The sequence below is a fragment of the Chitinophaga agrisoli genome (assembly GCF_008386695.1).
In the GTDB taxonomy this organism is placed as follows: Bacteria; Bacteroidota; Bacteroidia; order Chitinophagales; family Chitinophagaceae; genus Chitinophaga; species Chitinophaga agrisoli.
In genome coordinates this window covers 408907-434680 of sequence record NZ_VUOC01000002.1, presented here as the reverse complement: position 1 = coordinate 434680, position 25774 = coordinate 408907, and the positions used below count along the sequence as shown (strand labels likewise).

The window sequence follows — 25774 nt, the reverse complement described above, 5'->3', positions numbered from 1 at the left end:
TTTAAAAGCGTTCGGTACACGGCTTAAAAGCGTTCCATACTAGGGTTTGACTAGGGGCAAAAGCGTTCGGTACTTTGCTTAAAAGCGTTCCATACTAAAGTCCGCTTAGGCTTAAAAGCGTTCCCTGCTCCCGTTAATAGCGGTCGCAACTGCGTTACAGGGTTAGTGGAATGGGTAGGTCGTTGCTGTTTCACTGTATAAAATACGGATGGTTTGGCGTGGCTCGTTCTTTGTGGAGATGCCTGCATACACTTTAAATCACTGATCATGACCTACTCAAAAGGAATCAGCCGCCGCCGGGCTATAGGTGGGCTTGCTACGCTTGCTGCCGCACCTGCGCTTATGGCAACAGGAAACGGAAAGGCATCCGTTCCCCAAAATCAACAACTGCAGGACCCCACAAAGAAATACCCCCGCCCGCCGTTTAACGGGCAATCGCAACCATGGCCAGGTTTAGCCGGTAAGATGGATCCACGGCCGGATCATGGAGAAGATAGCTATAAAGGATCCGGCCGGCTGACAGGCAGGAAAGCATTGATCACTGGCGGTGATTCCGGCATGGGGAGGGCTGCCGCTATCGCATTTGCGCGGGAGGGCGCGGATGTGGCCATTAACTACCTTCCCACAGAAGAACCGGATGCACAGGAAGTTGTAGCGCTTATAAAAAAGGAAGGCCGCAAAGCAGTAGCTATCCCCGGTGATCTGCGTGACGAAGAGTTCTGTAAAAAACTGGTGCAGGAGGCTGTTAATGGATTGGGGGGCCTCGATATCCTTGTTAATAACGCTGCCCGCCAGCAAACCCGCCAGTCGGTATTGGATCTTACAACCGAAGACTTTGACGCCACCATGAAAACAAATATTTACGCGCCCTTCTGGATTATTAAAGCAGCACTGCCGCATTTGCAGCCTGGGTCGGTGATCATTGCAACCACATCAGAACAGGCATATGATCCATCGCCAGACCTGTATGATTATGCGCAAACAAAGGCGGCTACTATGAATTACGTAAAATCGCTGGCCAAACAATTTGCTGCAAAGGGCATCCGGGTGAATGGCGTGGCGCCTGGCCCTATCTGGACGCCCCTGCAGGTTAGCGGCGGGGCCACACAGGAAAAACTGAAGAACTTTGGCGGTAATACGCCAATGGGGCGGCCCGGACAGCCGGTGGAACTGGCCGGTATCTATGTTCAACTGGCTGCGGATAGTGGCAGTTATGCTACAGGGCAGATCTATGGCTCCTCAGGCGGGGCGGGGCAACCCTGATGCAGAAAGATGAGGAACGCTGCAGCTGATTTCAGAAATGCGGAGCGCGCGGCCTCCTGATAAGGTATTTATCCAGGAATATCAGCCCTAATAATACATTCAGGAATAACAGGCTATTGACCGTCTGGTGGTTAAAATATTTGCTGATCTCGAGCTTATTAAGCGCAACAGCGGGAAGCATATCGCCCGTCATGGACCAGTTAGCGGGAAAGAGGCTGTACGCCAGGGGCACGGTGATCAATAACAGAAAAAACACGCCGGCAACATACAAAACCTTTTTATTGATATAGCTGCGGGACGCAGGCGCAATAGTTGTTCCCATAACAGCGCTCATTGCTTTTTTAGAGAAATCAGGGGAGGGGGACGTGATCTCCACGTCTTCGCGCAGGTGTTTCTCTATATCAAAATGTTTCTCCATATCAGTTCACTTAAAGCAATTACAATACTAATTTATAATTTCTTTTATTTCATCTGCAAAAAATTGTTCCAGTTTCTCCTTTAACCGTAACCGCGCCCGGTGCAGTTTCACCTTTACAGTATTAGGCGCAAGGCCCATAATAACGGCTGTTTCCTCAATGCTTTGCTCCGCTTTATAGAACAGGGTGATGATAGTAGCGTCATCCGGGCTTAACAGTCCTATTACATGATTGACCAGTTGATGGGTGGAGCGCTGTTCCGTCAGATCGGCGCCGGTCCCGGTATGTTGGGCGCTCACCGTTTCATATACTACCGCCTTTTCCAGGGAGTCAACAGGCGGCTTGGCCTTTCGTAAAAAAGTCCTGGTGGTATTCATCGCAATCGTGTACAGCCATGTACTGAATTTCGCGTCCCGTCTAAAGTCTGCCAGCGAGCGGTAAGCTTTCACAAATACATCCTGGGCAATTTCTTCCGCGTCCTCCCGGTTGCGGCAGTAACGTAGCGCAATGGTAAATACAAAGCTTTGGTATCGTTTTATCAATTCCTCAAAACCTTGCTGGTCACCTTTTAGTACCTGGTTGATAATATTAATGTCATCCATTCCGGCGTGCATAGATGAGAGGTATGACTACTATTTTAACCCGGAGGTTACACTACAATTTAAAATAATTTGTACGTTTTTCTGTAACCTGGTCTTTTTAGATGTAGTCATAGCTTGTAATACTAACAACAAACAAATTATCATGAATACGAATGAAATGATGATGGCCATACTGGTGCCACTGGCAGCTATGGCTTTAGTTTTCGGGATTGTTTACCTCATGAAGAAAGAGAACCTGGCAATGATAGAAAAGGGTATGAACCCTAAGATACAGCGGCCGGCTCCCTATACCAGCCTTAAATATGGGCTGCTGCTTACCGGTGGCGGTATCGGCTTATTATTGGCATATCTTACAGATGTAGCGGTGCCAGCTATCAATGGCGAAGAGAACTCCTCCATTTACTTTGCCCTTATTGCTATTTTCGGCGGTATGGGCCTCATTGCGTCCTATCGCATTGAGAAAAAGGAGGTCCTGGATAAGGGCGTTGAATAATAAGCGCTATTGACGATAATGATGGCTCCAAAGAAAACACCCCGATGCTTATGTTGACTTACTAAGGCAACATGACCATCGGGGTGATTGTTGAAAAATGTCTCCGGGCAGCGGTTTCCCTTACGCCCCAACATCGCCTGTCACCACTTCCCCTGCCCGCTTGTAATTGGTGATAATAACCCCTTTAGGCGTCACCTGGCTATCTGTTAACGTAAATGCTGCCGGGATCACGCCGCTTTCAAACAGCTTTTTCCCTTCGCCAAGCAGCACCGGGTAAATTTTGAGCCGGAGCTCATCCACCAGGTCATGTTTAAGCAACACCTGGACAAGCTTGCTGCTACCCCAGACATGAATATCGCCACCGTCCGAATTTTTCAGCTTTTCGATATCTGCCGGGCTTTTGAGGAAATTAGTGTTCTTCCAATCTGATTTATCCCTGGTCTGGGATAACACGTATTTAGCGCCATCATTGATGCCGGGCCAGAAATCAGCATGTTTGGGCCAATAAGATTCGAAAATATCAAAAGTTTTTCTGCCCAAAAGATACTCAGCCGGTTTCAACTCTTCTGCCATGATCTTGCCAAAAACTTCGTCGCCGTAAGATGAGGTCCAGCCGCCAAGTTTAAAGCCGCCTGATGTGTCTTCCTGGGGGCCGCCGGGTGCCTGTATAACGCCGTCCAGTGTGATCATTGAAAAAACAATTATTTTTCTCATTTTATTCAATTTTTTATAATTAAGTTAATAGTTATTATGCTGTCAGATTATTGTAGAAAACTGTTCATGTAGGTCAGGATCGTTGTTGTCTGCATCATCAGGCTCACATGCCCCTGCCCGGGAACAATGGCCAATTGCGATTTGGGACTAGCCCCCAGATCAGCAGAAACACCACCTCCTAATGATTTATAAGTTTTCATCAGCTCAATTTTATCCAATCCGTCATTATCACCGGAGATGATTAAAACAGGAGCGGTAATTTTCGAAATATTGGCGTCACCCAGGTCAAATGGTGTGCCGGCAAAAGCAATCAGTTGCTCTAAGAAATTTATCCATTTTGTCTTGTCGGGCGCCACTGCGTCATATGCAGATTTTAGAGGGGTATTGGTAAAAAACTCAGGCTTGAATCCCTTAAATCCATTGTTTATTTCTGGTAGCCAGCCGGCGCTTTTATAAGTAGAAGAAATGATCACTAATTTCTTTAACCGTTTAGGACTTTGTATGGCAAACTGGTAAGCAACAGTGCCACCTAAACTATATCCGGCTATATCAGCACTGTCAATCTTCAGATGATCCATTACGCCTGCCACATCACTTGCTAAAGTAGGAATTGTTAATTTCCTGTCTGAAAACGGTGTATGCCCGTGGCCTTGCAATTCAACGGCAATTACTTTCCTGGTCTTTGCCAGCTCAGGGATCAATTCACTCCAGTTCAAATTAATTGTCATAAAGGAACCATGTATTAAAACGATGGGCGCACCCTGGCCATATACTTCGTAATAGACTTTGATGCCGTTAACAGGCGCGTAGCCACTATCGGACGGTTTGAGCTGTTGCCCGTTTGACCGGGATGCTGCAAACATAATTGCAATGAGTAGAATTGTTGTACGTAGGTTATGTGTTTTTAATAAAGTTTTCATAAAGCTTGTTAAATTTTTGCCTGGATGTTATTGACAATGCAAAGATGGGGATCACCGGAGGATTTTATGAGGTGTAAAACCGACAAGTTAGGGGGCTGGTTCCGCCAAACGGTGTTAATCGGCGGGTTTAAACTAAAGCGGCCCGGAAGAACAATGTCTTCCGGGCCGCTTTAGTTCACACATATAAGCTATCGTTGTTTACCCAGCCACTCTGCCATCTGGTCCTGCATCTGCACGGTAAACCGGTTATAATCGTCCGGCGTGCTGAATTCCAGCTGCCCTTCAGCGCCTTTTTGCTGATAGGCGGTTTTAACGGGTCTCATCAGCTGCCGTACTTTTTCCAGGGTATGATGCCTGTCTTTGGCCGGTGATATTACCAGCTGCGGCCGCGGGGCAATGTTGGACAGCACTTCATCAAAATCTACAGGGATGCTGCCCTCACGGCCTTCAAAGAATCCCAGCCGGGGCATCAATCCATGCAGGCGGGCATAATGGCGTATGCCTTCCGTTCCCGCGTTATCGTGCCGGAGGGAGCCAAATGCGGCCGCTACCGCCGTTCCCTTAACCCGGCTGTCCAGCGCAGCGGTAAGCAGCGCCACAGTCCCGCCTAAGGAATATCCCGCCAGGTAGATATGTGTAGTGTCAACAAAAGGCATCCTGGTGCATGCATCGTTGAGGATGCTCCTGGTATCCGCTACCATCTTTCCCATCAGCGACCAATGTGGATAACGGTTATAAAAACGCGCCGCTTCTTCCGCGCGGGTACCCATGCCCGGTAGATCAAATAACAGTACGGCATATCCCTGTGCCGTAAAACGGCGGATAATGCCCTCCGTTCTCCGCTGGCTGCCCGTGGCATATGAATATCCGTGCAGGAAGATCACCAGCGGTAATTTTCCGCTAACCGTATCATTGGGCGCTTTATCCGCGGGAAAATAGACCGTTCCCCACAGATCGTCTCCCAATGCCGTGTAGGCGCCTATCTCCATTTTCTTTACGCCTTTTGGCAGATTAGGCTGCCCTATTACCTCTGCCAGGTAATCATCGGGATAGGTGCTGTTCCGCGACAGCAAGGCAGACAGCGGCTTCTCCGCAAATATGCCTGGCGGCTCATCGCCCAGCAGCCATTGTATCCGCTGCTGCAGGCCGGCAGACTGTAAATTGGAGGGAGGCGCCGTTTCTTTGCTCAGCTGTTGCCACTGCTCAAAAGAATAGCCGTAGTACAGCCTGTTGGCAGGGCGCGCCTGCGAGCGTTGGAAAACATAGTCAAAGAAGTCAATAAAATCTTCCGCATCCCTGGCTGCATGCTGGTGCCGGCCCCTGCGCAAGAGGATGGCTACATTGCTGTCCGCATTTAAAAAATGATAGGCCTTCTTTACGGATTTGTAGCTCTGCTCAATACCCCATGCATTGCCCTGGCCTTCTGTAATGGCGGATACCATCATCAGTCCGCGTGGCGCTATCAGCGACATCAGCAGGTTCTGGTCTGCCGGCAGGTGTTGTTCCCGGCCGGCGAACAAATGCAGGCGGGGGTGGAACCAGTGAGGGAATACCCGGGTGATCTCTTCCACAGACTCTGAACCAAAGCGCTCGTCAGAGTAGCGGAAAGTGCTTTCGCCTCCAGTACCACCGCTGCTGGTCACTACCGCCTTAATACGCTCGTCAAATGCCGCCGCCATCAGCGATTGTTTACCATTACGGGAGTGGCCCGTGAGCGCAATGCGGGCCGTATCCACTTCCGGCAGGCCGTACAGGTAGTCCACTACCCGCGATGCGCCCCAGGCGCGCTTCATCAGCGTGGCAAAATCGTAACCCGCAAATATCTCGTTATAGTTCTTTGTATCATCTTTATTATCCGCTCCGGCGTAAACGCAGGCTATATATCCCCTGCGTACCGCTATCTGCGCCCAGCCGCGGTGATTCCACTGTGTCATAAAAACAGGCAGCGGCTTTGTCGCCGGCGGTATCATCAGTTCCAGCGTCATTTTAGCACGGTTGCCCGGACCGAATGATAATTCTACCAGGCGCAGTTTTACGCTGCCAGACATCGTTTCTGATAATACTTTTGCCGTTATCTTTCCCGGGGCCGGCGGTACGGCGCCGGATACCCAATACTGGTACTGTTTTTTGATCTCGGCTTTCCGCTGCTCCCATTGCTGGGGCGAGGTTACCGGTACATTCCTGCCTCCTTCATCCAGTACCAGTGGTTCCGGCAGGAAGGGGAGGGCAGGCAGTTTATCAATGCGCGCGGAATCGGCGGTAAGGTCCTGGGCCAGGCAATTGGCCGCATTGTGTAACACGGCTGCTAACAATAGAACGATCAGTTTCTTCATACATATTTCCGGTTTGGGTTAAAATGCGGGATATCCCGGGTTCTGTGTCAGCGACTTATTTACATTCCATGCGCCCAATGGTATGGGCAGCAGGATAGGACGTTGATTCAGCCAAGGCTTGCTGCCCACATCGATCTTGTTATAATCTGCCCGGTTGGCTTTGATAAAATCCATAAAGCGGTTCCTTCTGTTAAGATCACTGAAGGCGCCGGCAGGCTCCCATACAAATTCCATGCGCCGCTCATAGAATATAGCATCTAGCGTGGCTGCTTTGGAAAGCTGCAGCGGTTTGGGATCCAGCCCGGCGCGGGCCCTTATTTTGTTTACCTGTTCCATGGCTTCTTGAGAACGGTTGGTCTCATTCAGCGCTTCTGCATAGTTCAGCAACACTTCTGCATAACGCACAATAGGCGCATTAAGGCCAGAGGCTACTACAGACGCCTTTTGCCAGTATTTGGTAACGATATAACCTGTTTTCGTATAGCTGTTGGGGAAAGTGAGCGGCATCACGAAATCCGTCATTTCCTGGTGATGTTCGCCGGGACCTATGATCACGCCCCAGTAGCGCTGGTCCTTTATTTTGCCGTCAAGCCCTTTCTCAAAAGCATCGATCCACGCGGTTTGCGGCACAAAATTACTGTTGGCGCCCCTGCCTATGAATTCGGGGGCGGCTCCCCTGGGGGCAGACCTTACATCCAGCTGGTTGCCTTCTATGCCATTGCTTACGGAAGCGTATTGGGTAGAGAACACCATCTCCCGGTTATTCTCGTTGGTTTCCAGGAACACGCTCCTGAAATCCGGCAGTAGCTCATAGGCATTGGAGCTGATGATGGTTTCGCTGGCCTTCACGGCTTCCGCCCAGTTCTCCTGCCACAGGTAACATTTTGCCAGGTAGGCCAGCGCAACGCCTTTGGTTGCCCGTCCCAGGTCGTTTGCATTGGACCAGTTAACCGGCAGCACACCGGCGGCTTCCTGCAGGTCGCTGATGATCAGTTTCCATACATCAGCGGCAGGGGAGCGGGGAATATCCAGTTTGGAAGATGCGTTCAGCTCATCCACTACCAGCGATACGCCGCCAAAATAGGTAACGAGCTTATAGTAATAAATGGCGCGTAAGAATTTAGCCTGGGCCACGATCAGCGCCTGCTCCGCAGCGTCAATCCCCGTCATCTTACCCGTTCTGCTGATCACGAAATTCGCGCGGGCCACCCCTCTGTACAAACCCGTATACATTTGCTCGATATAAAGATTGTTGGCCGGCAGGCTTAACATCTCCAGTTCTACCCTGGGGGTATTCTGGTCCTGCTCATACAGGTCTCCGCTCATGGTCCAGTCAAGGTTGGCGGCGTCCACTACGTTGCCAAAAGTAGATTCTTCCTGTAGTTGCCCATAGGCGCCTATCAGCGCGGATTCCGCATCGGCGGCCGTAACAAAGAAGTTGGCGTCTGTCAGCACATCCTTTGGCGTTACCGTCAGGAAATCGGAAGTGCAGGATGCCATGGCTATAAGCAGGAGAACGATAAAATATTTACTAAATACGTTCATGTCTTTTTCATTTAACAGTTAGATCAGAAACCAACATTGATGCCCACCATAAAAGTCCTGGGCTGCGGAAAAACGCCGGTGTCTATACCGGAATTCAGCGGGTCCGTATTGCCTATTTCAGGATCAAAACCGGAGTACCCGGTAAAGGTGAACAGGTTTTGTGCGCTTACGTATACCCTTACGCTCTTGAGCATGGCGGATGGATTTTTTTGCAGCAGGCTGGCGGGCAGCGCATATCCTATCACCACGTTGCGGAGGCGCATATAATCGCCGTTTTCCACGAAGAAGGAAGAGGCGTTTACATAATTACCATTGGCGTCCGTATACTTCAGGCCTGGCTGGTCATTGACCCCGCTGCCGGGTGTCCAGTGGTTCAGCACATCTTTTACGCCGTTTACGATACCATTGCCGTTAAAGTATTTCATGGGATAGTTGGACACTTTATTGGCATGGTAGATCTGGTTGCCAGCTACGCCCTGCAGCATCAGGTTCAGATCAAATCCTTTCCAGGTGGCATTCAGGTTAAGGCCGTAGGTGAAATCAGGCCAGGGCTTGCCGATCTTTACCTTATCGGCATCGGTAAGGGCTTTATCGCCGTTCACATCCCTGTAGCGGAAATCGCCTGCAATGGCATTGGGCTGGAAACTTTTGTCTACCTCCGCATCCGTTTGATATACGCCATCTACAATATAGCCGCGGTAATAGCCAATGGGCTGTCCCGCCTGGGTATAGGTCATGGTCATAGCAGTACCGGGCAGGGTAGGCCCTACAATGGGCTGGCCCACACCCAGGCTTTTCACCACGTTCTTCAGCGTGGCTACGTTGCCGCTTATATCAAAATGCAGTGCGCCTATATCGTCCCGGTAGCCCAGCAATAGCTCAATACCGCTGTTCTGCACCTGCCCGCCGTTTACGGTGGGCGCGTTCTGGAAGCCTGCCTCCAGTGAAACAGGGAGGCTTATCAGCATGCCCTTGGTGTTTTTTACAAAATAGTCTGCGGTGAAATAGAGCCGGTCTGCCAGGAAAGAGGCATCCAGGCCGATATCCGTCTGCTCGGTGGCTTCCCATTTCAGATCGGGATTACCGGGCCTGGTCATAGTAGAGCCGATCACGATGTTTTGTGCGCCGGCGCCAAACACATAGTTATCCGTATTCGAGCCGCTGCGGATGGTGCTCAGGTAGCCAAATGCGGGTATGGCGTCGTTACCCAGCTGTCCCCAGCTGCCACGGATCTTCAGGTCGCTCACCACATTGGCCAGCGGTTTCATGAACGTTTCTTCAGAAAGGCGCCAGCCGGCGGATACCGCAGGGAAATTGCCCCATTTGTTATTGGGGCCAAAATTGGAGGAGCCGTCCCGGCGCAAACTGGCGGAGAGCAGGTATTTGCTCTTATAGGAATAGTTAACGCGGCCCAGGTAAGAGGCCAGCGTAGCATAAGTATCTGTGCCGCTGGCAGTACGCAGGCTTACATCGCTGCCATTGATCACCTGCAATGCTTCATTCTGGAAACCGTTACCGGCGGCGGAGATCCAGCCGTTTTTGATGCTTTGGGCGGTTTGGCCTATTACGGCGGATATGTTATGATCGCCAAAGGACCTGGAATACGAAAGGGTGTTTTCGATCAGCGCTGTCAGTCCCTGGTCAAACCGTTCATTCAACGTTGCCCGTGGGTGTATATAAAATCCGCGTACGGCCTGTCCTTCCCAGGAAGAGGCCCGGTTGCTGTTCATATCCAGGCCTATGCTGGTCCTGAACTTCAGGCCTTTTACAATTTCCAGCTCGCCAAACACATTGCCGTAAAACCGGTAGTTCCTCAGCCGGTTGTCGATGGAAGCGGCTTTCAGAATAGGGTTGTCGCCATCTTTGGTGTAATAGCCGCCGGGACCAAAGAATACGGAATCCCTGTTCAGTGTGGGAAAAAACTGTTGTGCAAGGTTAAAGATGCCGCCCTGCATAGCATCCGTATTCTGTCCCTTGGAGTCTGTAGCCGCAAAGGCGAGGGTACCACCAAAACTGAGCCGGCTATTGGCTTTAAGATCGGCAGTGAGCCTGGCGGTATACCGCTTATAGGCGGTGCCTATCATGGTGCCGTCCTGGTTGGTGTATCCCAGGGAAAGCCGGGTCCTCAGATTCTGGGAGCCGCCGGCAAAACTTAGATCGTAGTTCTGCAGGGGCGCAGTACGGAAGATCTCGTCTATCATATCTGTGCCTTTACCAAAGGAGGCGGGATCGGCCCACTGCGGGTTGGGCGTCATGCCGGAGTTGGTGTATAATTCATTGGCCATCCTGGCAAACTCTTCTCCATTCATAAAAGCGGGCTTTCTCCATAACTGGGTGAACCCCGTATACGCGTTCAGGTTAACATCTACCTTGCCTTCTTTTCCCCGTTTGGTGGTAACGAGCACCACGCCATTCGCCGCGCGCGATCCGTAGATAGCCGCAGCGGCAGCGTCTTTCAGTACTTCTATAGAGGCAATATCATTAGGATTTACGATAGACATGCCGTCCACACGGGATGAGCTGCCTGGCACAGACATACCATCACCGTTAATAGGAAAGCCGTCCACCACATATAGCGGTTGGTTGCCGCCGGTAGTGCCCACGCCCCGGATGCGTACAGAGGCCGCAGCGCCCGGCGCGCCACCGGTTTGTGAAATGAACACGCCCGGCACTTTTCCCTGGATAGCGGTGGTAAAGCTGTTGGAAGCGGTACGGGTAAGATCTTCCGCTTTTACGGAAGCAATAGCGCCGGTAAGATCTTTCTTTTTCTCTGTGCCATATCCTATCACCACTACCTGGTTAAGGCCTGTATTGGTGGCTATCAGCGCAATCCGCAGCATGCCGTCTGTGGCTTTTACTTCTTGTTTTCCAAAGCCCAGGTAAGAGACAACGAGTGTAGCGCCCTCGGGCACAGACAGACTGAATTTGCCCGCTGCATCAGTGGTGGTGCCGCCCGTGCCGCCTTTTACCTGCACGGTTACGCCTACCAGTGGTTGTCCGCTGGTGGCGTCCACGACTACGCCCTGTGCCTTAATATTATCTGCCGTTGGCGCGGCAGCGGTTGGCCTGGCGGCCGATCGGATAAAAATGGTTCTGCCCAGTATGGTATATGCAAGGGGCTGTCCGTTCAGCGCCTGGTCCAATGCGGATTCCAGGCTTACATTCCTGACGGACAGGTCGATGGCCGGCGCCTTGCCGATATCTACATTGTTATAAAAAAATGCATAGCCGGTTTGCTGTTCAATCATCCTGAACACTTTTTCAAGCGGGAGGCTTTTACCGGAGACTGTCACTTGCTGCGAATAACCGGAGGCGTAAACGCCCAGTGCCAGCATAAGAAAAACGACTGTTAGCTTCATAGCGCGGAGGAATAGTCGTAGCTTGAAAGGAAGCCGCGGCCTCCTTTTACCACTGTAAAAAAAATACATACTTTTGCGATGTTTGGTGAGTTAATAATAATTGCCGTTCCGGGCATGATTTATCAGGACGAGCCAAATGCGCCGGGGATGTTCCCGCATTCCCGGTTTTTTTTGCCCTCCGTTATTTTGATTGACTGTTGTACGTTATGGAAGTATCACTACATTCCGGTCGTTTTCAATGTTAAAATGTGCTTTTGTTGCCGCCAGACCGCTCAGCACCTGCGCTAACGTGAGGCTGCGGTCTATTCTCCCGGAGAATTGCTGGCTGTTATTGATGTTTGGCTGATACACAACTGTTACGTCATACCATCTTGCTATTTCACGCATCACCGTCTGCAGGTTATCGTTCCTGAAAACAAAAAAGCCTTCTTTCCAGGCTACGGCGTCTGCGATGTTGCCGCCCCGCGTAACGGTGATATTGCCGTTACGGGTTACATGCGCCTGTTCGCCTGGCTGCAGCACCGTGCTGCCTACTTTTACCGCGCCTTCCAGCAGGGAGGTCTTCATTTCTGGTTCATCTGCATAGGCGTTTACATTAAAATGAGTGCCCAGCACCTCTATTAGCTGGCTGCCTGCGTGTATCCGGAAAGGCTTTGCAGCATTGCTGGCCACCTCAAAATAGGCTTCGCCGGTAAGCTCCACCTTTCTTTCATTACCAGTAAAGGCAACCGGATAACGTAAAGAAGAAGCGGCGTTCAGCCATACGGCCGTGCCATCGGGCAGCAGCAACCGGTATTGCCCTCCGCGGGGAGTGGCCAGCGTGTTATAGCTGATTGTTTCCCCGGCGCCGCCGTTTTTATATTGCAGCTGTCCATTTACCCGGCGGATAGCCGTGTTTTTCTCACGGATCACCTGATGACCCGCCGCGCCTAATGTAACGGTAGAACCGTCAGACAATGTAAGCGTGGCCTTATCACTGCCTGGCAGCACGTCGTTGCTTTTTAAGGGAGATGATTTAACGGTTGCGAGTGGCGGAGCCGCGGCCGGTGGCTGTTGCCTGGTAAAATAAATGACGCTTGTTGCCAGCACGGCCAGTACAGCTGCTGCTGCCCACCAGCGGCGGGTTATGCGCCATTGTAGGCGTGGTGACGGATAGGCAGGCGCCGGATCGGCAGTAAGGATCCTGTTCAGCAGTTCCTGCCTTTTTTCAGCAGGCATATCGCCAGTGGCTTCAGCAGCCTCATAGGTATCGGCTATCAGCTGTTGCAGCAGGGGATCATAGCGCCCTGAACTGATCATCGCGGACAGTTCCGCCCACTCCTCCGGGCTTATTTCGCCGGCAATATAGCGGTGCATTAATAATTGAAACCTTGTTTCGGTCATAACGGGAAAATAACAGGACAATATCCCCTGTTACTATAAGGACGATCGAAAAGGAGGGGAGTACGGGTCTGTTGGAAAATTTTTTTTGGGGAAGGATGAGGCCTTACTGAAAAAGCGCGATCAACAGCCTTAAACCAATAAGGCACACAAAAGTGTCCGGGTAAGCATTCAGATGGTTACGGATGGCATGGAGCGCGGCGGTGAGATGGCCCTTGGCCGTACTGCGGGAGATAGATAGCGCGGCGCATACCTCATCTATTGACAGACCCTGTATACGCAGCATTTCATATACCTGCTTCTGCCGGGGAGGCAGGCGGTCAATGGCGCGCTGTAAAATATTATGGGCCATAGCGCTCCTTACGCGGTGGTCCGTATCATCCACCACCGGTTCTGCACGCTGTAACGATTTCCTGTACTCGTTTTCATGCACCATTTTCTTAAAACGGTCAAATACCAGGTTCCTGGTCATAGTAGCAATAAAGCCCTGCAGGTGGGTAACGGGCGCCAGTTCCCGCCGCCTGGCCCATAGCTTCATGAAAATGTCCTGCACGATCTCTTCCGCCATCACAGGGTCCTTCAGCAAGCGCATAGCGGTGCCCCAGACCTTGCTGCGGTAGTGGTCAAAGATGATCGTAAAGGCATATTCGCTGTCTTGCGCCAACAGGCACAGCAGCTCCTGCTCAGTATGTGAGTCGTAGTGCATGTATTGGTAACGTCTCCCCCCGTACGTGGAATTAAAGATGATGTGTAGACTAAAATAACCAAATAATAGAATAATTCATAGAAATATCAGGAACTGCGGTTGCGGGCCCTCCCTTTTTGGACTGAATTTTGCTCAAAAGCGGCTATGAAAAAAATCACCTGCCTGATGTTAGCCTGTTGCGCGATAGTCCTCCATACCTTCGCCCAGGAAGACGCCCTGAGACAGAAAGCCGATACCTTTATGGCAAAGCATAGAACGGAGTGGGACGACCTGGAACTAAGGCTCTCAGATAGCACCATGCGCAGGCGTTTCCAGGAGCATCCCTTCTTCAGGGCTTTGAACGTGTTCCTGAAAGACAACGGCGATCAGTACACGGCCTTGCGTACAGCCAGGTTCCGCCAATATGCGCCCCCGCCTGCCGCACTGAAGGCGTTTGACTGGCAGACCGGGTCCGGCATGGAAGATCTGGAACAGGAGATCGGCCTGCTATCCGTTGCTTTCCTTCGGTCTTTCGACCCTGTGCTGCCTGCCCAGGTGGTAACAAGTATCTTGTCTACCGGTATAGCGGCGATGAATAACCTGCCTACAGACGAATTCATGGCGTATTACCAAAAACGGGATATTTTCGGTTTTCAGCTGTATGCGGCGCCGGTTACGGAGGATGAGTGGCAGGTATGGTGCGCAGACCGGACTTATGCCATGACCTTTCATTTCGATCTACGCACTGGTAAGCTGGGTAGTTTAAAGTTTGCACAGGTCCATCCTATCCAGTGGCCGGCATCCGTTATAAAACCAATGGACGATGCCGCCAGTTTAATGGCAGAGGAGATGCGGTTAACGTGGGACCAATACAGATCATATAACCCTGAGCGCGAAACGGCCTACCGCCAGCAGCGGAATACGGTAGTGGATAGCTTCTATGAAAAGAACCAGGAACGGTTTATAAACGTCAGGGCCACGCGGCTGCAGCTATATGTAAAGGATGCGCCGGCGCTTACCGGGTACAAGGAGCTTACCACGCCGGACATGCCCGTGCTGCGGAATACTGACACTGTATATCCCGCGCATGCTTTTATCTATCCGGAGCAGTGGGAGGTCCATATCGGGAACGCTGCCAATGGGTATTTTGAACTGGGGCCCAATGACCTCAGAAAGCGTACAAGCGCCGCCGGCCTGTATGGCGTACAGCACTATACGCATAAAACAACAGGCGATCAATGGGAGATATGGGCAGTAAGCGATGCACAGGCTATCTATTATGTATGGGATCTGAGAACCGGCAAGGTTAATAATATACGTTACTGGGTAAAATAAACACAGAAAAAGTTGTAAGGGAAGCCTTACAACTTTTTCTTAACCTGTATTAATGTTTCCCCTTCTTCTCAGCCGCCATATGGCCATACCGGGTTATTAAATAAAGGGACGCCCCCAGGTTGATGACGTCCTTATAAAGGAATAAGCCTAAAAAGCTCATATAATTAACCCCGTTTACATTAACCAGCGAGTCCGGTGTAGTGATCACCATAGTGCTGGTCACAAAAAACATCACCACCGCAATAGCGCCGCCAACGATCCCCGCCTGCGGTTTAAGCATGCCTACGATCATGAGCACAGCGGCAATAACTTCTGTTAAGCCGATCAGGTCAGAACCATGATAGACCCCAAATAATTTAAAATGCCAGCTGATCAGGGGGCTGTTATTAACTAATGGCACAATACCATCTGCGCCTGGAACGGTCATCTTATAAGACCCGGCCCATAAAAGCATCACGATCATCCCGATGCTGATCACCCAAAAAGGTAGCTTTTTCTGGTTCACCCAGGAAGAAAATTTAAGCACCAGGTGCTGACGATGTTGGTTGGTCTGCTGTCCGGCAGCTAATTCCGAATTTTTCATTGTTTGCTTGGTTTAGTTATAAATGGTTGTTGGCTTAATGCTGAAGTGTCTCTTGGTTTTAGTACAGATTTTATCAGGAACAGACAAGTTTGTTTTATATTGAAATTGCCCTGATACTGATTTTATTGCGCTGATTGTTGATAGAAAATGGAACTTCCGATGTATTATACTACTGTAGACATATGTAGAATGTTGGTTTTATAAGCCGACTCCATTTTTCCGTAGTCGTAAAATATCCGGCGTAAAGATATTTTATGAAAACATATAAACCAACTTGTCTGTTTTAGAAATTGTTTCTACCCTTAACGCATAAAGTGAACAAACCGGCAGCATCTGTAGCCAGGGCGCTGTATGGGAAAATACTGCACAAATGGCCATAAGAACGCATGCCTGAGGACTTTTTGTTAACAATGTATATGAGATGAGCAACAGTGAACAACACCCGGTAAGCGCATAGGTTTATTATAGATAAAACCAACCTGTCTGTTTTATACAAAAATTTGTTTCAAAAGAAACAGAAGGGATTGCTATGTCTGATAGACTGCAACACAACCAGCTTTCAATTAAATAACCATAAAATCGTAGATCTGCAAACAACCAATGTCCGTTTTAGAGAAATTATCCACAATGTTGGTTTGTATTAAAACTTTCCTCAATTTGCAGCCTGTTAGCCAATATTGATTATGAATAAAATGTTATACCTAGAAATATGATTGGAATGATCCCAATTCCAGTTGTCGTGAGTTAACCGGGTTTCACAAAAAAAATTGTCTATCAGTGATAGCGGCTTGAAAAGAGGCGCTTGCATGTTCGTTATTGGCGGTGCATCCGGCGCCGTTCAGCTACGTATGAACTGATCAATCCCCTGTTTTAACAATGAGTTTGTGATCGTATTCCAGTTGTCATTATTAAATGTTCAATAATTATCTATGAGAAAATTGTTCCTGGCAGTGTGCGCACTGTCCTTATCCCTTTTTGCCTGTAAGAAAGACACAGCGCCTGTAAACCCCGAAACACCCGGTACCGGTAAAAAAGTAGCCCTCCATATCCGGGCGAAAGATTTCCTGCAACAGGTGGAGCCCATCCCTGCTTCCAATAACAGAACTGCCGGCGCTACGGGCGCCCTGCGCGACTCCGTGCTGACCTCGAAAGTATCATTTTTGAGCTATCTGTTGTATGACGCCTCCAATCACGTTTATAGCATGAAGTTTCAGCAAGCGGATGATGAGAACTTCGGAACTATTACTGATAGCGCGGCGCCTGGTAATTACACAATGGTCATATTGGCTTCTCAGACCCCTCTTTCTGTCAGCAACGTTGAGCCGCTGAATAATTGCTTTTTTTCGTTAGAATGGGCAAGCCGGGGCCAGATCGAGTACACGCCTGATATCTTCTTCACGAAATCAAACGTTGCAGTGACTGATGGATCTGATGCAATGGAGCTCAATATGACTTTAGACCGGGTAGTAGGTAACCTGCAGGTCAACATTCTGGACATGCCGCAGCCGGGTAGCGGTGATACCACCATGTCAATAGAAATTGCCCCGGAAGCAGTCAACCTTTTTGCAGTGTCAGGCGAGCCCGCTTTTGACCCTGTTGATTTTGTCAGCGCAAAAGTTAAAAGAATTGGCCTGAATACTTTCTCTGCGTATGTCCTGAATACGGTATCGTCTTTTGCTGTTAGCATCAATTATGTTGATCCGGCTACAGGACAGCATAAAACGAAGGTGATCAATAACGTATCCTGTTACAAGAACCGCAGAACCATCCTGAGCGGCTACCTGTATGGCGGCAGTGCACCGGAGAATAATGGCATAAAAGTTATCCTGCTGGATTCCTGGAGCGGCGATGATAATGAAATGGAGTTTTAATTTGCTGTAAGGAGTTAAAAATCCCCACAGGATCTTAGCTTCCTGTGGGGATTTTGGTTACGAGATATTCAGCTTCGGATAGTGAAGAAAAAACACCGTTTATCTTATCACCTGGCTAACTTAGTCCAGGATTCCATATCTCTTGTTCAATATTTTAAATTCATCTTTAATCTTCTCCAATTCGAGCGTACAAAGGCCATGTGTTCGTTCTGAATATAACGAAACCTGATACCTTTTATGCGGTTTAGGGGACACATAGGCCATAATGCGGTAGTAGTTTTGTTTATCAAACCCGGTTGTATCAGGTACAATCTGAACATCTCTTTCCATTATCTTATCAATAGTACAACCTTCAAAAAAGCCGGATTTGTCAAAAATTATGATAGGAATTCTACTGAGATAAAATTTATAAACACGATTCTGAGTTGAGTCGCCAAGAGCTTCTTTAAGTACTCCGCATTTGTCCCTTGTTTGACAACGAACGTGCTGATAAACAATCATACATAATATTAGAAAGCAGATGTGTTTCATAATCAAGGTATTGGTATGGCTTTGGTTTTCTGATTCTGTTGCATCCAGGCGTCAACAGACTTTTTTAAATTAATAAACTGCGGCAACATTTTATTCGTGTCATCATTTTGCTGCTTATCCTTTATAACCTCGTTTGCTCTTGCTGTCATTGTCTGTTTCCAGTTAGCATCGGCAAATCCCGGCCACTCAACATACGTGATAGGTACACCTGTTTCCTCACTATGACGAGACCATACATCATCATCAAAATAAATACCTGGTTCTTCATCCCATTTCGTTACATAAGGATTTCTGTCATGTGTTAAGTCCCCTCTGTGCACCTCTTCATGCAATAACACCTTAACCACCCACCATAAAGCGGCTATACGCTGTTCGCCTTCTGAATGCTCCAGCCAGTCTACCAGTTTTGACGAAATTTCAATTTCGTTACCATCGCCTGAGGTATGGCCTCTTACATTGCGTAGCATTTCACCACCGCCATCAAGGTTTTCCACCACCTTAATCGTCGCCCCGCTTCCCCATCTCAGATCCTGCTTAAGCTGCTCAAGCTGCTCCGGCTTAAACCTTCCATATTTGGCAAATGCGGCTACCAATGTTTTACTTTCCAACAGCGTTTCCAGGTTCCCGGATTTCAGGTAATTAGTGAACACTTTGTATTTCTGCGCTTGTTGTTGCCCAGCCAGCCCCAACGGAAACTTAAACTGCCCGTCCACATCAATATTTACCACCGGGTTATTACCAGCATAAACATACGGCGACTCATCAACAAATTTCTCCGTTTTCGGATCCATGGCATGCCACCTTCCAATCTGCGGGTCTTGCATGCGTTTACCGTAATCATACCATTCCAATCCGCTTCCATCACTAAATTCCTTATTCTGCAGTTCCTTTCCGTTATACTTCATCCGGTTTTCCACGTATTTGGTGCCTTTCAGCGCATTGCTGCTGATGGCTGCCATAGTTAAGCCAAACGGGTAATAATGGGTTTCTTCCAGCAACGGTCCGGAGGCTACCGCCAGGACCACATTGTCAAAGAATACATCCTGGGCAGTCTCATTGCTGGTATATACGTACAGGAACCCGTTTTTTTTCATGACCTGCTTATCTACCGCCAGGGTCTGCAATTGATCCGGCTCACCTTTCACCTGCCGTACGCCGCTATTATCCTCCACTAAGTTAAACTGATCGTCAAATAGTGCAAAATTCAGATAGGCGCGGGGCTTGTCTGCCTGGTTCTGGTCCGGGTCTTTCGCCTTCAGCCGTTGATAATCATTGCTGTTAAAGTTACGGAATGGTGATAGGTTCTCTGCCTGCCGGGCGCCATGGGCGGCAATGGAGGAGGAAGCGCCGCCAAAAGCACTGAGCAGGGAGGCCACCATGTCTTCCGGTGTTGCCGGTTTACCGTCTTTAGGCCCGGTGGATTTATAAAAGGCTTTTGCGCCAATTTGTATGGTATCTCCCGCCATTACACGCAATACCAGGGAGGGGCCTATTTTTTTGCCGCCATTGCGCGCGTTAAGCCTGGCCACATAATCGTTCTTTGGTGTGGTCTCATCCTGCGGATAACCGGCCGGTTTATTGGTGCGGGTTTCATCCAGGTTGCTGAACAAGGCTGTTTCCTTTGGCGCGGGCGTTACTTCCATCGTGGCGGCATAAACGCTCAGATCGGGTTCTTCTGTAAGCACAGTGCGAACATTACCCAGGTGATCCTTTATAAAATAGTCGTACACATATCTTACAGGCTTTGCGGCGTCCAGTATCACCCGGATACGCCCTTCCTCATGGGGAACAAACTGGAGGGTATCATTTTGGTATACCAACCCGGCCAGGTAATCCGTGGTAACGATCTTGGGCTGAGCCCCGGTGCTATCTGTAACGATCTTGCGCAACTTGTTGCCCCAGGCGTCATACCTGTATTGAATACTTCCCTTATCCGGCAAAGTGATCGTTTCCGGCAGGTTTAGATGATTATAGCTGATGACTGTGATGTTTTTATTCAGGTCCTTCAACAGGTTTCCATTCCCATCATAATCATAATCCGCGGTTTCATTATTGTTGATCTCTTTGAAATCTCCCAGTTGGCTCTGCGGAACGTTCTTTTTATCTGTTACGAACTGCAGCCTGTTCCCGTTGGACAGGTAGCCATATTTCAGACTGTCTATGGTCTGCGCCGTAGTGCCGTTCATCCCTACCTGCTTCATGCTTTGCAGGTTGCCATTTGCATCATAGGCCAGGTTGGCGACAGAATAGTCCGCTTTATCACGTGTCCATTGCGCTCCGGCCTGGTTCTGCTGGGTATAGTCCGCTGCTGTTAGCCGGTTTATTGTATCATAGCTATAGCCATATGACCGGGGAATGCCGGTTGACTGGCTTTTCCATTTGATGCCGGCAATATCGCCACTGTACTGGTTTTTCTTATACCCGTAATCATAGCTTAATTCTTCTCCAAACCAGTTACTGGTGCTGTTATTTGTATTTACAAAGCTTTTATTAAGAGCTTTCAGCCAACCGCGGATATTATATTCATAGTTCAGTGTCTCCAGCTGTGCCGTAGCCGATTTTACTCCCAACCGTTTGCTTTTCAGCTGTCCCAATTCGTCGTAAGCGTTCAGGGACACTGTGCGTAACAGCGTATCCAGGTCATTATATTTTATTTTGAATGAATCCTGGCGGCCTGCAGCATCATAATGCATCATGGTTAGCAGGGTACTTTGGGGAGTAACGCTGCTGCGCTGATTGGTTTGATGCACGTAAGCGCTCAGCAGTTTACCGCCAAAATCGTACATATTAGTGGAGATGTCCAACCCGCCGCCTATATTGTCCGCAATTACCTGCGTTACCCGTCCTTTATCGTTATAGTAGGTGGTAGTGGTAAGCCACTGTTCAATAGGGCCCAGTACACGCACTTTTTTACCGGTAACAAGTCCCTGGGGAAGGTTAGCGGTAACAGCCACATTTTCCGCATAAGGGTTGCTGTTAGCCTGCGGCTTGCTGAAGTCGGCTGTTTTTGTTGATTGTGCGCCGGGGAAGCCATATTTATCATAAAAAGTGTATGTCAATGGCGTCAGGTTGGCTGCGGTTAAACCAGGGAGCGGTTTGGTGACTATGGTATTCAGCGTTTCCTGGTTTGCGGTGGGGTTGATCTCTGCTAACGTCTCTCCACCTGTAACATCGAAGCCATCCTCAAAGGTAATGCTGTTCCGTGCCGTATAGGCAGCCCTGCCATCATGCGTATTGATCACCAGGTCTGCTGGTGCGGGAGTGGTGGTGGTAATGGTCTGGGTGCCGGCAACTGCCGCATTCATACTGGATTGCAGGGCATCGCGTGAGGATGCGGAATTGTATAATGCGGTCATTATTTCCCGGTTAAGACCATCGTAAAATATAGCCAGCCATTTTCCCCCTGCTTTCAGGTTTGCATCCCGTTTAAATACCAGCCTGTCCCGGGTATCGTATACCAGTTCTATGGAGTCAACTCCCGGCAGCTTCTTGCTGATCGCCCGGTTACGTGCATCGTAACGGAAAAAGAAACAGAGCTCTTTGGCGGTCGTGGCATCCGATACCCAGGCTGGCTGTATAAGCCCCACTGCCTTGGGCGGAATAATACAACGCAGGTTACCCTTGTCATCAAATACATTGTAAGTGCACAGCCAGCCGCTATGGCCATCTGCGGAATTTCCTGTTATTTCTGTACGCTTCATCACTACATGCTCATCCTTATCCAGGAACTCTACAATCCGGTTCCCGCGCTCATCTTTTTTTACTTTCTTATACAGTAATCCGGCGCCATATGCACGGGTGCTCACAGGCGTAATACCGCTTGCGGGCATCTCCCATACCCGCACCCCATCTGCTGCGGTATTCATAAAGAGTTGTTGCTCTTCAGGTTTTTGACCGCCTTCCTTGGCCCAGGTATTGCCTGCTGCATAGGATAACAATTCCCGGTTCGCCGGAGAGGCATCAAACGTTGTCTGGCTGTAGTAAATTGATTCTCCCACCGCGCCAGGGTTTAATGTGGCAGATTGATAAAAGACCTTTTGCCCGTTAAAAGGATCCGTTTTAAACTTACCGTCATTGGTATTGCCTGCTTGGGGCACATAGGGCAGATACTTGTACTGTTCCCTGCCAAAATTGTCGTACACTACCGGGTCTACCATATCACGGCCGGCAGGGGAGATGCCTTTGCCAACCGTTTGTATAAGCCTGCCAAGCCCATCATAATACTGGGTGGTTTGCTTTACTGCTTTTATATCTGTGGAGCCGCTCACTGCAGCCGGATCTGTTGCCGGCATATTGGGCTCCCAGGTGCGGGTATAATTGATAGTAGGCGTCGCATAGGCGACAGGCACTGTCTGGGCCGTTGCCGCAGGCCGGGTGCTGGCATCCGGAGCATTTTGCGCATACAGCGCATTGCCGGTACCAATGCACATCAATATGCTTATGCCTTTAGCTATATGTGAGAATATATTGCACATAATAATTTATTACAACTAGTCAGGGATTATTGGTTAACAGGTTGCTGATACTGGTAATCATATTGCTTCAGGATCTTTCCATCCTTATCCTTTGTGCGTTTTAACCGGCCCGCCCCATCATATTCATAGAACGTAATGATGCCCATAGGGTCTGTCTGTGAGGTCATACCTACCAGCGGGTTATAGGTGAACGTTTTAACGATCGCTTTTTTAAGACGCGCATCGGTACGCAACACGTTGAGCGCGGTTCTGACCTGCGCATCTGTTCCCGGATTGGCAGATGCCAGCTGGTCGATAACGGTCTGGCCTAACACGGTCAGCACTTCCTGGTAAGTGGCATTGGTTATTTCCGCAACGGGATAGGTGCTGTTATATCCCCAGAGGATGGTAGCCGCATCATCGTCTTTTTTAAACTCTGTGAGCCTGTTATTGGTGTTATAGGTAAGTGCATTCCGCTGCTTGAACCCCTGGGCTATATAGGTGGCGGGGTCATGCGCCGGCATTGCAGGCATCAGATCATTCTCATACTCATAAACATTGGCAATATTGCCCTTGTCATCACGGGTGAAAATCTCTCCCTTCACTATCTTTCCTGCTACAGAAGTGGAAGTTTTTAGCGGCAGACCAATCATATTATTATTCTTCAGTGTCTGAACATTGGCTACCCCATTATTAAAATCACCTGCATACCAGGTATACTTTTCAACACTTTTACCCATGGAATTTGTTTCAACCGTTTTGTACGGCAGAAAATACGGGTCGTTGTAGGTGTAATCTATCTGCTTTGTAAGGGTGCTGTTGTCATCCCCATGCTCAATACTGTTAACACTGGATTGTTTAAACTTGTCTGTTGGCAGGTATATCTGAGCGCTGGTATAATATTTATTATAATCCCCGGGGATCTCCTGACCTATTATCACCTGGCCCGATACCGCAAACTTCACGCCTTGTATAAAATCAAATATACTGGGGCCGGGAGAGGGCGTGTAATCTATAGATGTTTCTTGCTGCAGCATGTCAGCTGTACCATTCTTTCTATAGGTTTCCTGTTTAAGTAAAGCGCTGCTACGTCCTGAAAAATTAGTGATTGGCGGAAAGGGCGCCTGCGTATAATCACCGGATACAAATCGCTGGCTATCGTAGGTATAAACGTTCTTGCCGTTTTCCCCATTTTCTCCCATATATTCTGTCACTTTTCGGTAGTCCATATGCGGGCCATCAAAAGTTACCTGGTTAGTGGCCCCTATAATATATTGAAGACCGCAATCCAGACTCGCGGGGTTGGTTTGAGGCTCCGCCGTAGTCATCAATCGCCTGGTAGTTATGAAATATGGCACTTCATTTAACTCCGGCTCTTCATACGCCAGGCGGCGTATAGTTGTTTTACCCGCAACCGGATCAAAGTCCTTAATGCGTAGCAGCCTGTTGCCGCCTGTCTGCACAGGAATAGAAACAGGCGTTATAAACTGGCTGAGGTCAAAAAATGCATAGTTGGGCGACCCTTCCTCTGCAAATGAACAAGGCGCCTGCAATGTATATTGGTAAGGGCCGGCCTCAAGCCTGAACTGGTCAGTGCCTGCATTCGTATCTCCAATACGATAAATCTCCTCTCCCGTGGTAAGGTTTTTTATAGTGATCGCGCTAAGCTGGCTCGGATCATCCGTAAAAAATTCCCATGTAAGCACTGCATTGATAGGCCCGGCGAGCGTAAAATTGCCGGTAGTCTGCGAAGGGCCGGGGCAATGGACGTTCGCGTATGCGACTGTTTGCAGGGTGCCGTCAACTTTTCTTCTAAGAAAGTCGGGAATGCTGTTTAGTGTAGGATATATCATCTTATTAGACTCATACTCCATCTCTGTATATCCTCCTGTGGGATACGTGATCCGTTGCAACATCCCTATCCGGGAGGACGCGCTATCTGCATCGCGGTCATTAGCACCCTTAAAAGAAGTTAAGCCCGATAGCATTTTACTATAGTCCGCCATTGGAACACCTTTAAACGTATTGGCTGTAGCCCCGTTGTAAAAGCCCCAATAATCATAGGCAAAGGTGCGGTTAGGACTGGTAATAAGCGGTATATTGGTAAGATCCGTACCCTGGTTCTGGTAATAGGCAAATTTATAACGCTGTATGGCCTGGCCGGATACGTTATCCAATATAGTCAGGCTATCTAATTTTAGCCTTGTGGTATTAGTATAGGAAAAGCTGATCTTTTTTACCAGCTGGTTCTGCTCATTGGTGACCTGGAGAACAGACAACGCTTTTGCCGGTGTATTGTCCTGGCTCTTCAGGTCATTTCTGGGTATGGTCAGGAAGTCAATTTTCCGGCCTTTAAAGGTGATGCGCTTGGGAACGATCTGGACAACAGAAGAGCTGGATTGGCTTTGCTCCGGCCCGCTGAAACCGTAAAAACACTGCACAGCGTCCGCAGATTGGGCGCCCCACGTGTAGTATCCGTTGCTAATGGTAGTGATATAATTAACATCCTGGTCGTACTCAAATGTAGCTTCATCGTTATAAGGTGTTACGATCTTTGTCAGATACCATGTAACAGACCCGCCCAGGCTGGGAAATTCATATGGATCGTTATCAATGGAGCCAGATCCAAATACAGATCTTCCAAAAATGTATTTATATCCCTTTTCATCCGTTACCGTAAATCCTGTTACGGGATCATATTGTACCTTATAGGGAGTGTATTTTATAAATTTCACATCTGTTCCGTCAAAAAAGAACTTTGCGGACTGAGACATGATGTTCAGGGAAAATATATCCTGCTGGGTATCGATGTTCCCCTGCAGTGCACGTCTGATATAATTATATCTGGTGGCAGGATCAGGCATATTTCCTCCCATGTAGTCCAGCAATCCTTGACGTACGCTGGCATCACGCATGCCCACCGGAAAGAAATCATTCACCCCTCTGATCTCCTGGACAATATAACCTCCCGGCATCAGGTCCCAGCCATGTCCTACCCAGGTGGGTACCTGGCTGGGCTTCATACCTATGTTACTATACCGCAGATCAATGGGCACGCTTACATTTTCATCTATCATTAAAGTATATAACGGTATGCTTTGGTCCAGCTGCCCTGTGCTGTAGTTAATGGGAGTATTACCATATTTTTCGAAAGAGGCCACATTAGGGGGGTCCGTATTCACTTGTTTTTTCAGATCCAGTTGTGCATGCGCATGGAAGCAGCAAAGCAACAAACAAATGTAAATGGCTGCAGATTTCATATGTATAGACGGCTTACTATTTTTTATCAG

The 25774-nt window shown here is 49.0% G+C and carries 16 protein-coding genes; 4 read left to right on the top strand and 12 right to left on the bottom strand.

The features are described from left to right. Positions 1-267: 267 nt before the first annotated feature. A complete protein-coding gene (locus F0L74_RS09135) occupies positions 268-1263 on the top strand; it encodes an SDR family oxidoreductase (RefSeq protein WP_149837554.1) in 996 nt (331 codons plus the stop codon). 31 nt (positions 1264-1294) lie between these two features. Here F0L74_RS09135 and F0L74_RS09130 read toward each other — a convergent pair whose 3' ends face one another. Both F0L74_RS09130 and F0L74_RS09125 read right to left on the bottom strand, forming a co-directional pair. Beyond that, positions 1295-1681, bottom strand: a complete 387-nt coding sequence (locus tag F0L74_RS09130; protein ID WP_149837553.1) for a hypothetical protein — start codon at positions 1679-1681, stop codon at positions 1295-1297. A 27-nt stretch (positions 1682-1708) separates the two neighbouring features. Next, the gene (locus F0L74_RS09125) at positions 1709-2293 is read right to left on the bottom strand and encodes an RNA polymerase sigma factor (protein WP_149837552.1); all 585 of its coding nucleotides are present in this window, start codon (positions 2291-2293) and stop codon (positions 1709-1711) included. A 130-nt stretch (positions 2294-2423) separates the two neighbouring features. On the opposite strand from F0L74_RS09125, the gene F0L74_RS09120 reads away from it, so the two are divergent. Beyond that, positions 2424-2774 (top strand): DUF6249 domain-containing protein, encoded by a 351-nt coding sequence (locus tag F0L74_RS09120; RefSeq protein ID WP_213086929.1) that lies wholly within the window; start codon positions 2424-2426, stop codon positions 2772-2774. 120 nt (positions 2775-2894) lie between these two features. On the opposite strand, the gene F0L74_RS09115 is transcribed toward F0L74_RS09120, so the two are convergent. From F0L74_RS09115 to F0L74_RS09085, 7 genes are all read right to left on the bottom strand, one after another. Then, positions 2895-3488 carry a dihydrofolate reductase family protein gene (locus tag F0L74_RS09115; RefSeq protein ID WP_149837551.1) on the bottom strand — a complete coding sequence of 198 codons (594 nt, stop codon included), beginning with the start codon at positions 3486-3488 and terminating at the stop codon, positions 2895-2897. A 47-nt stretch (positions 3489-3535) separates the two neighbouring features. Beyond that, entirely contained in the window at positions 3536-4408 is an 873-nt protein-coding gene (locus F0L74_RS09110; RefSeq protein ID WP_149837550.1) for an alpha/beta fold hydrolase, read from the bottom strand. Positions 4409-4596: 188 nt separating this feature from the next. Beyond that, a complete protein-coding gene (locus F0L74_RS09105) occupies positions 4597-6741 on the bottom strand; it encodes an alpha/beta fold hydrolase (RefSeq protein WP_149837549.1) in 2145 nt (714 codons plus the stop codon). 18 nt (positions 6742-6759) lie between these two features. Continuing rightward, a complete protein-coding gene (locus F0L74_RS09100; protein WP_149837548.1) occupies positions 6760-8286 on the bottom strand; it encodes a RagB/SusD family nutrient uptake outer membrane protein in 1527 nt (508 codons plus the stop codon). A gap of 23 nt (positions 8287-8309) precedes the next feature. After that, the gene (locus tag F0L74_RS09095; RefSeq protein ID WP_188315930.1) at positions 8310-11645 is read right to left on the bottom strand and encodes a TonB-dependent receptor; all 3336 of its coding nucleotides are present in this window, start codon (positions 11643-11645) and stop codon (positions 8310-8312) included. Between the two features lie 204 nt (positions 11646-11849). Beyond that, positions 11850-13028: a FecR family protein gene (locus F0L74_RS09090; protein WP_149837546.1), complete on the bottom strand. Its 1179-nt coding sequence runs from the start codon at positions 13026-13028 to the stop codon at positions 11850-11852. Between the two features lie 103 nt (positions 13029-13131). Beyond that, on the bottom strand, positions 13132-13731 hold the full coding sequence (locus tag F0L74_RS09085) for an RNA polymerase sigma factor (protein WP_149837545.1): 600 nt from the start codon (positions 13729-13731) through the stop codon (positions 13132-13134). Between the two features lie 144 nt (positions 13732-13875). Between F0L74_RS09085 and F0L74_RS09080 the strand changes: the two genes are divergently transcribed. Then, a complete protein-coding gene (locus F0L74_RS09080; RefSeq protein WP_149837544.1) occupies positions 13876-15045 on the top strand; it encodes a hypothetical protein in 1170 nt (389 codons plus the stop codon). A gap of 49 nt (positions 15046-15094) precedes the next feature. On the opposite strand, the gene F0L74_RS09075 is transcribed toward F0L74_RS09080, so the two are convergent. Continuing rightward, positions 15095-15628 (bottom strand): DUF417 family protein, encoded by a 534-nt coding sequence (locus F0L74_RS09075; protein WP_149837543.1) that lies wholly within the window; start codon positions 15626-15628, stop codon positions 15095-15097. 929 nt (positions 15629-16557) lie between these two features. On the opposite strand from F0L74_RS09075, the gene F0L74_RS09070 reads away from it, so the two are divergent. Continuing rightward, positions 16558-17499 carry a FimB/Mfa2 family fimbrial subunit gene (locus tag F0L74_RS09070; RefSeq protein ID WP_149837542.1) on the top strand — a complete coding sequence of 314 codons (942 nt, stop codon included), beginning with the start codon at positions 16558-16560 and terminating at the stop codon, positions 17497-17499. A 533-nt stretch (positions 17500-18032) separates the two neighbouring features. Here the strand turns inward: F0L74_RS09070 and F0L74_RS09065 are convergent. Next, positions 18033-22505 carry a DUF6443 domain-containing protein gene (locus F0L74_RS09065; RefSeq protein ID WP_188315929.1) on the bottom strand — a complete coding sequence of 1491 codons (4473 nt, stop codon included), beginning with the start codon at positions 22503-22505 and terminating at the stop codon, positions 18033-18035. Between the two features lie 26 nt (positions 22506-22531). Continuing rightward, positions 22532-25744, bottom strand: coding sequence for an RHS repeat domain-containing protein (locus F0L74_RS09060; protein WP_149837541.1), 3213 nt, complete (start codon positions 25742-25744; stop codon positions 22532-22534). Positions 25745-25774: the final 30 nt, after the last annotated feature.

Bases quoted from the DNA above. Each gene is read 5' to 3' on its own strand.
- F0L74_RS09135 (WP_149837554.1), top strand. From the start codon at position 268: ATGACCTACTCAAAAGGAATCAGCCGCCGCCGGGCTATAGGTGGGCTT.
- F0L74_RS09130 (WP_149837553.1), bottom strand. From the start codon at position 1,681: ATGGAGAAACATTTTGATATAGAGAAACACCTGCGCGAAGACGTGGAG.
- F0L74_RS09125 (WP_149837552.1), bottom strand. From the start codon at position 2,293: ATGCACGCCGGAATGGATGACATTAATATTATCAACCAGGTACTAAAA.
- F0L74_RS09120 (WP_213086929.1), top strand. From the start codon at position 2,424: ATGAATACGAATGAAATGATGATGGCCATACTGGTGCCACTGGCAGCT.
- F0L74_RS09115 (WP_149837551.1), bottom strand. From the start codon at position 3,488: ATGAGAAAAATAATTGTTTTTTCAATGATCACACTGGACGGCGTTATA.
- F0L74_RS09110 (WP_149837550.1), bottom strand. From the start codon at position 4,408: ATGAAAACTTTATTAAAAACACATAACCTACGTACAACAATTCTACTC.
- F0L74_RS09105 (WP_149837549.1), bottom strand. From the start codon at position 6,741: ATGAAGAAACTGATCGTTCTATTGTTAGCAGCCGTGTTACACAATGCG.
- F0L74_RS09100 (WP_149837548.1), bottom strand. From the start codon at position 8,286: ATGAACGTATTTAGTAAATATTTTATCGTTCTCCTGCTTATAGCCATG.
- F0L74_RS09095 (WP_188315930.1), bottom strand. From the start codon at position 11,645: ATGAAGCTAACAGTCGTTTTTCTTATGCTGGCACTGGGCGTTTACGCC.
- F0L74_RS09090 (WP_149837546.1), bottom strand. From the start codon at position 13,028: ATGACCGAAACAAGGTTTCAATTATTAATGCACCGCTATATTGCCGGC.
- F0L74_RS09085 (WP_149837545.1), bottom strand. From the start codon at position 13,731: ATGCACTACGACTCACATACTGAGCAGGAGCTGCTGTGCCTGTTGGCG.
- F0L74_RS09080 (WP_149837544.1), top strand. From the start codon at position 13,876: ATGAAAAAAATCACCTGCCTGATGTTAGCCTGTTGCGCGATAGTCCTC.
- F0L74_RS09075 (WP_149837543.1), bottom strand. From the start codon at position 15,628: ATGAAAAATTCGGAATTAGCTGCCGGACAGCAGACCAACCAACATCGT.
- F0L74_RS09070 (WP_149837542.1), top strand. From the start codon at position 16,558: ATGAGAAAATTGTTCCTGGCAGTGTGCGCACTGTCCTTATCCCTTTTT.
- F0L74_RS09065 (WP_188315929.1), bottom strand. From the start codon at position 22,505: ATGTGCAATATATTCTCACATATAGCTAAAGGCATAAGCATATTGATG.
- F0L74_RS09060 (WP_149837541.1), bottom strand. From the start codon at position 25,744: ATGAAATCTGCAGCCATTTACATTTGTTTGTTGCTTTGCTGCTTCCAT.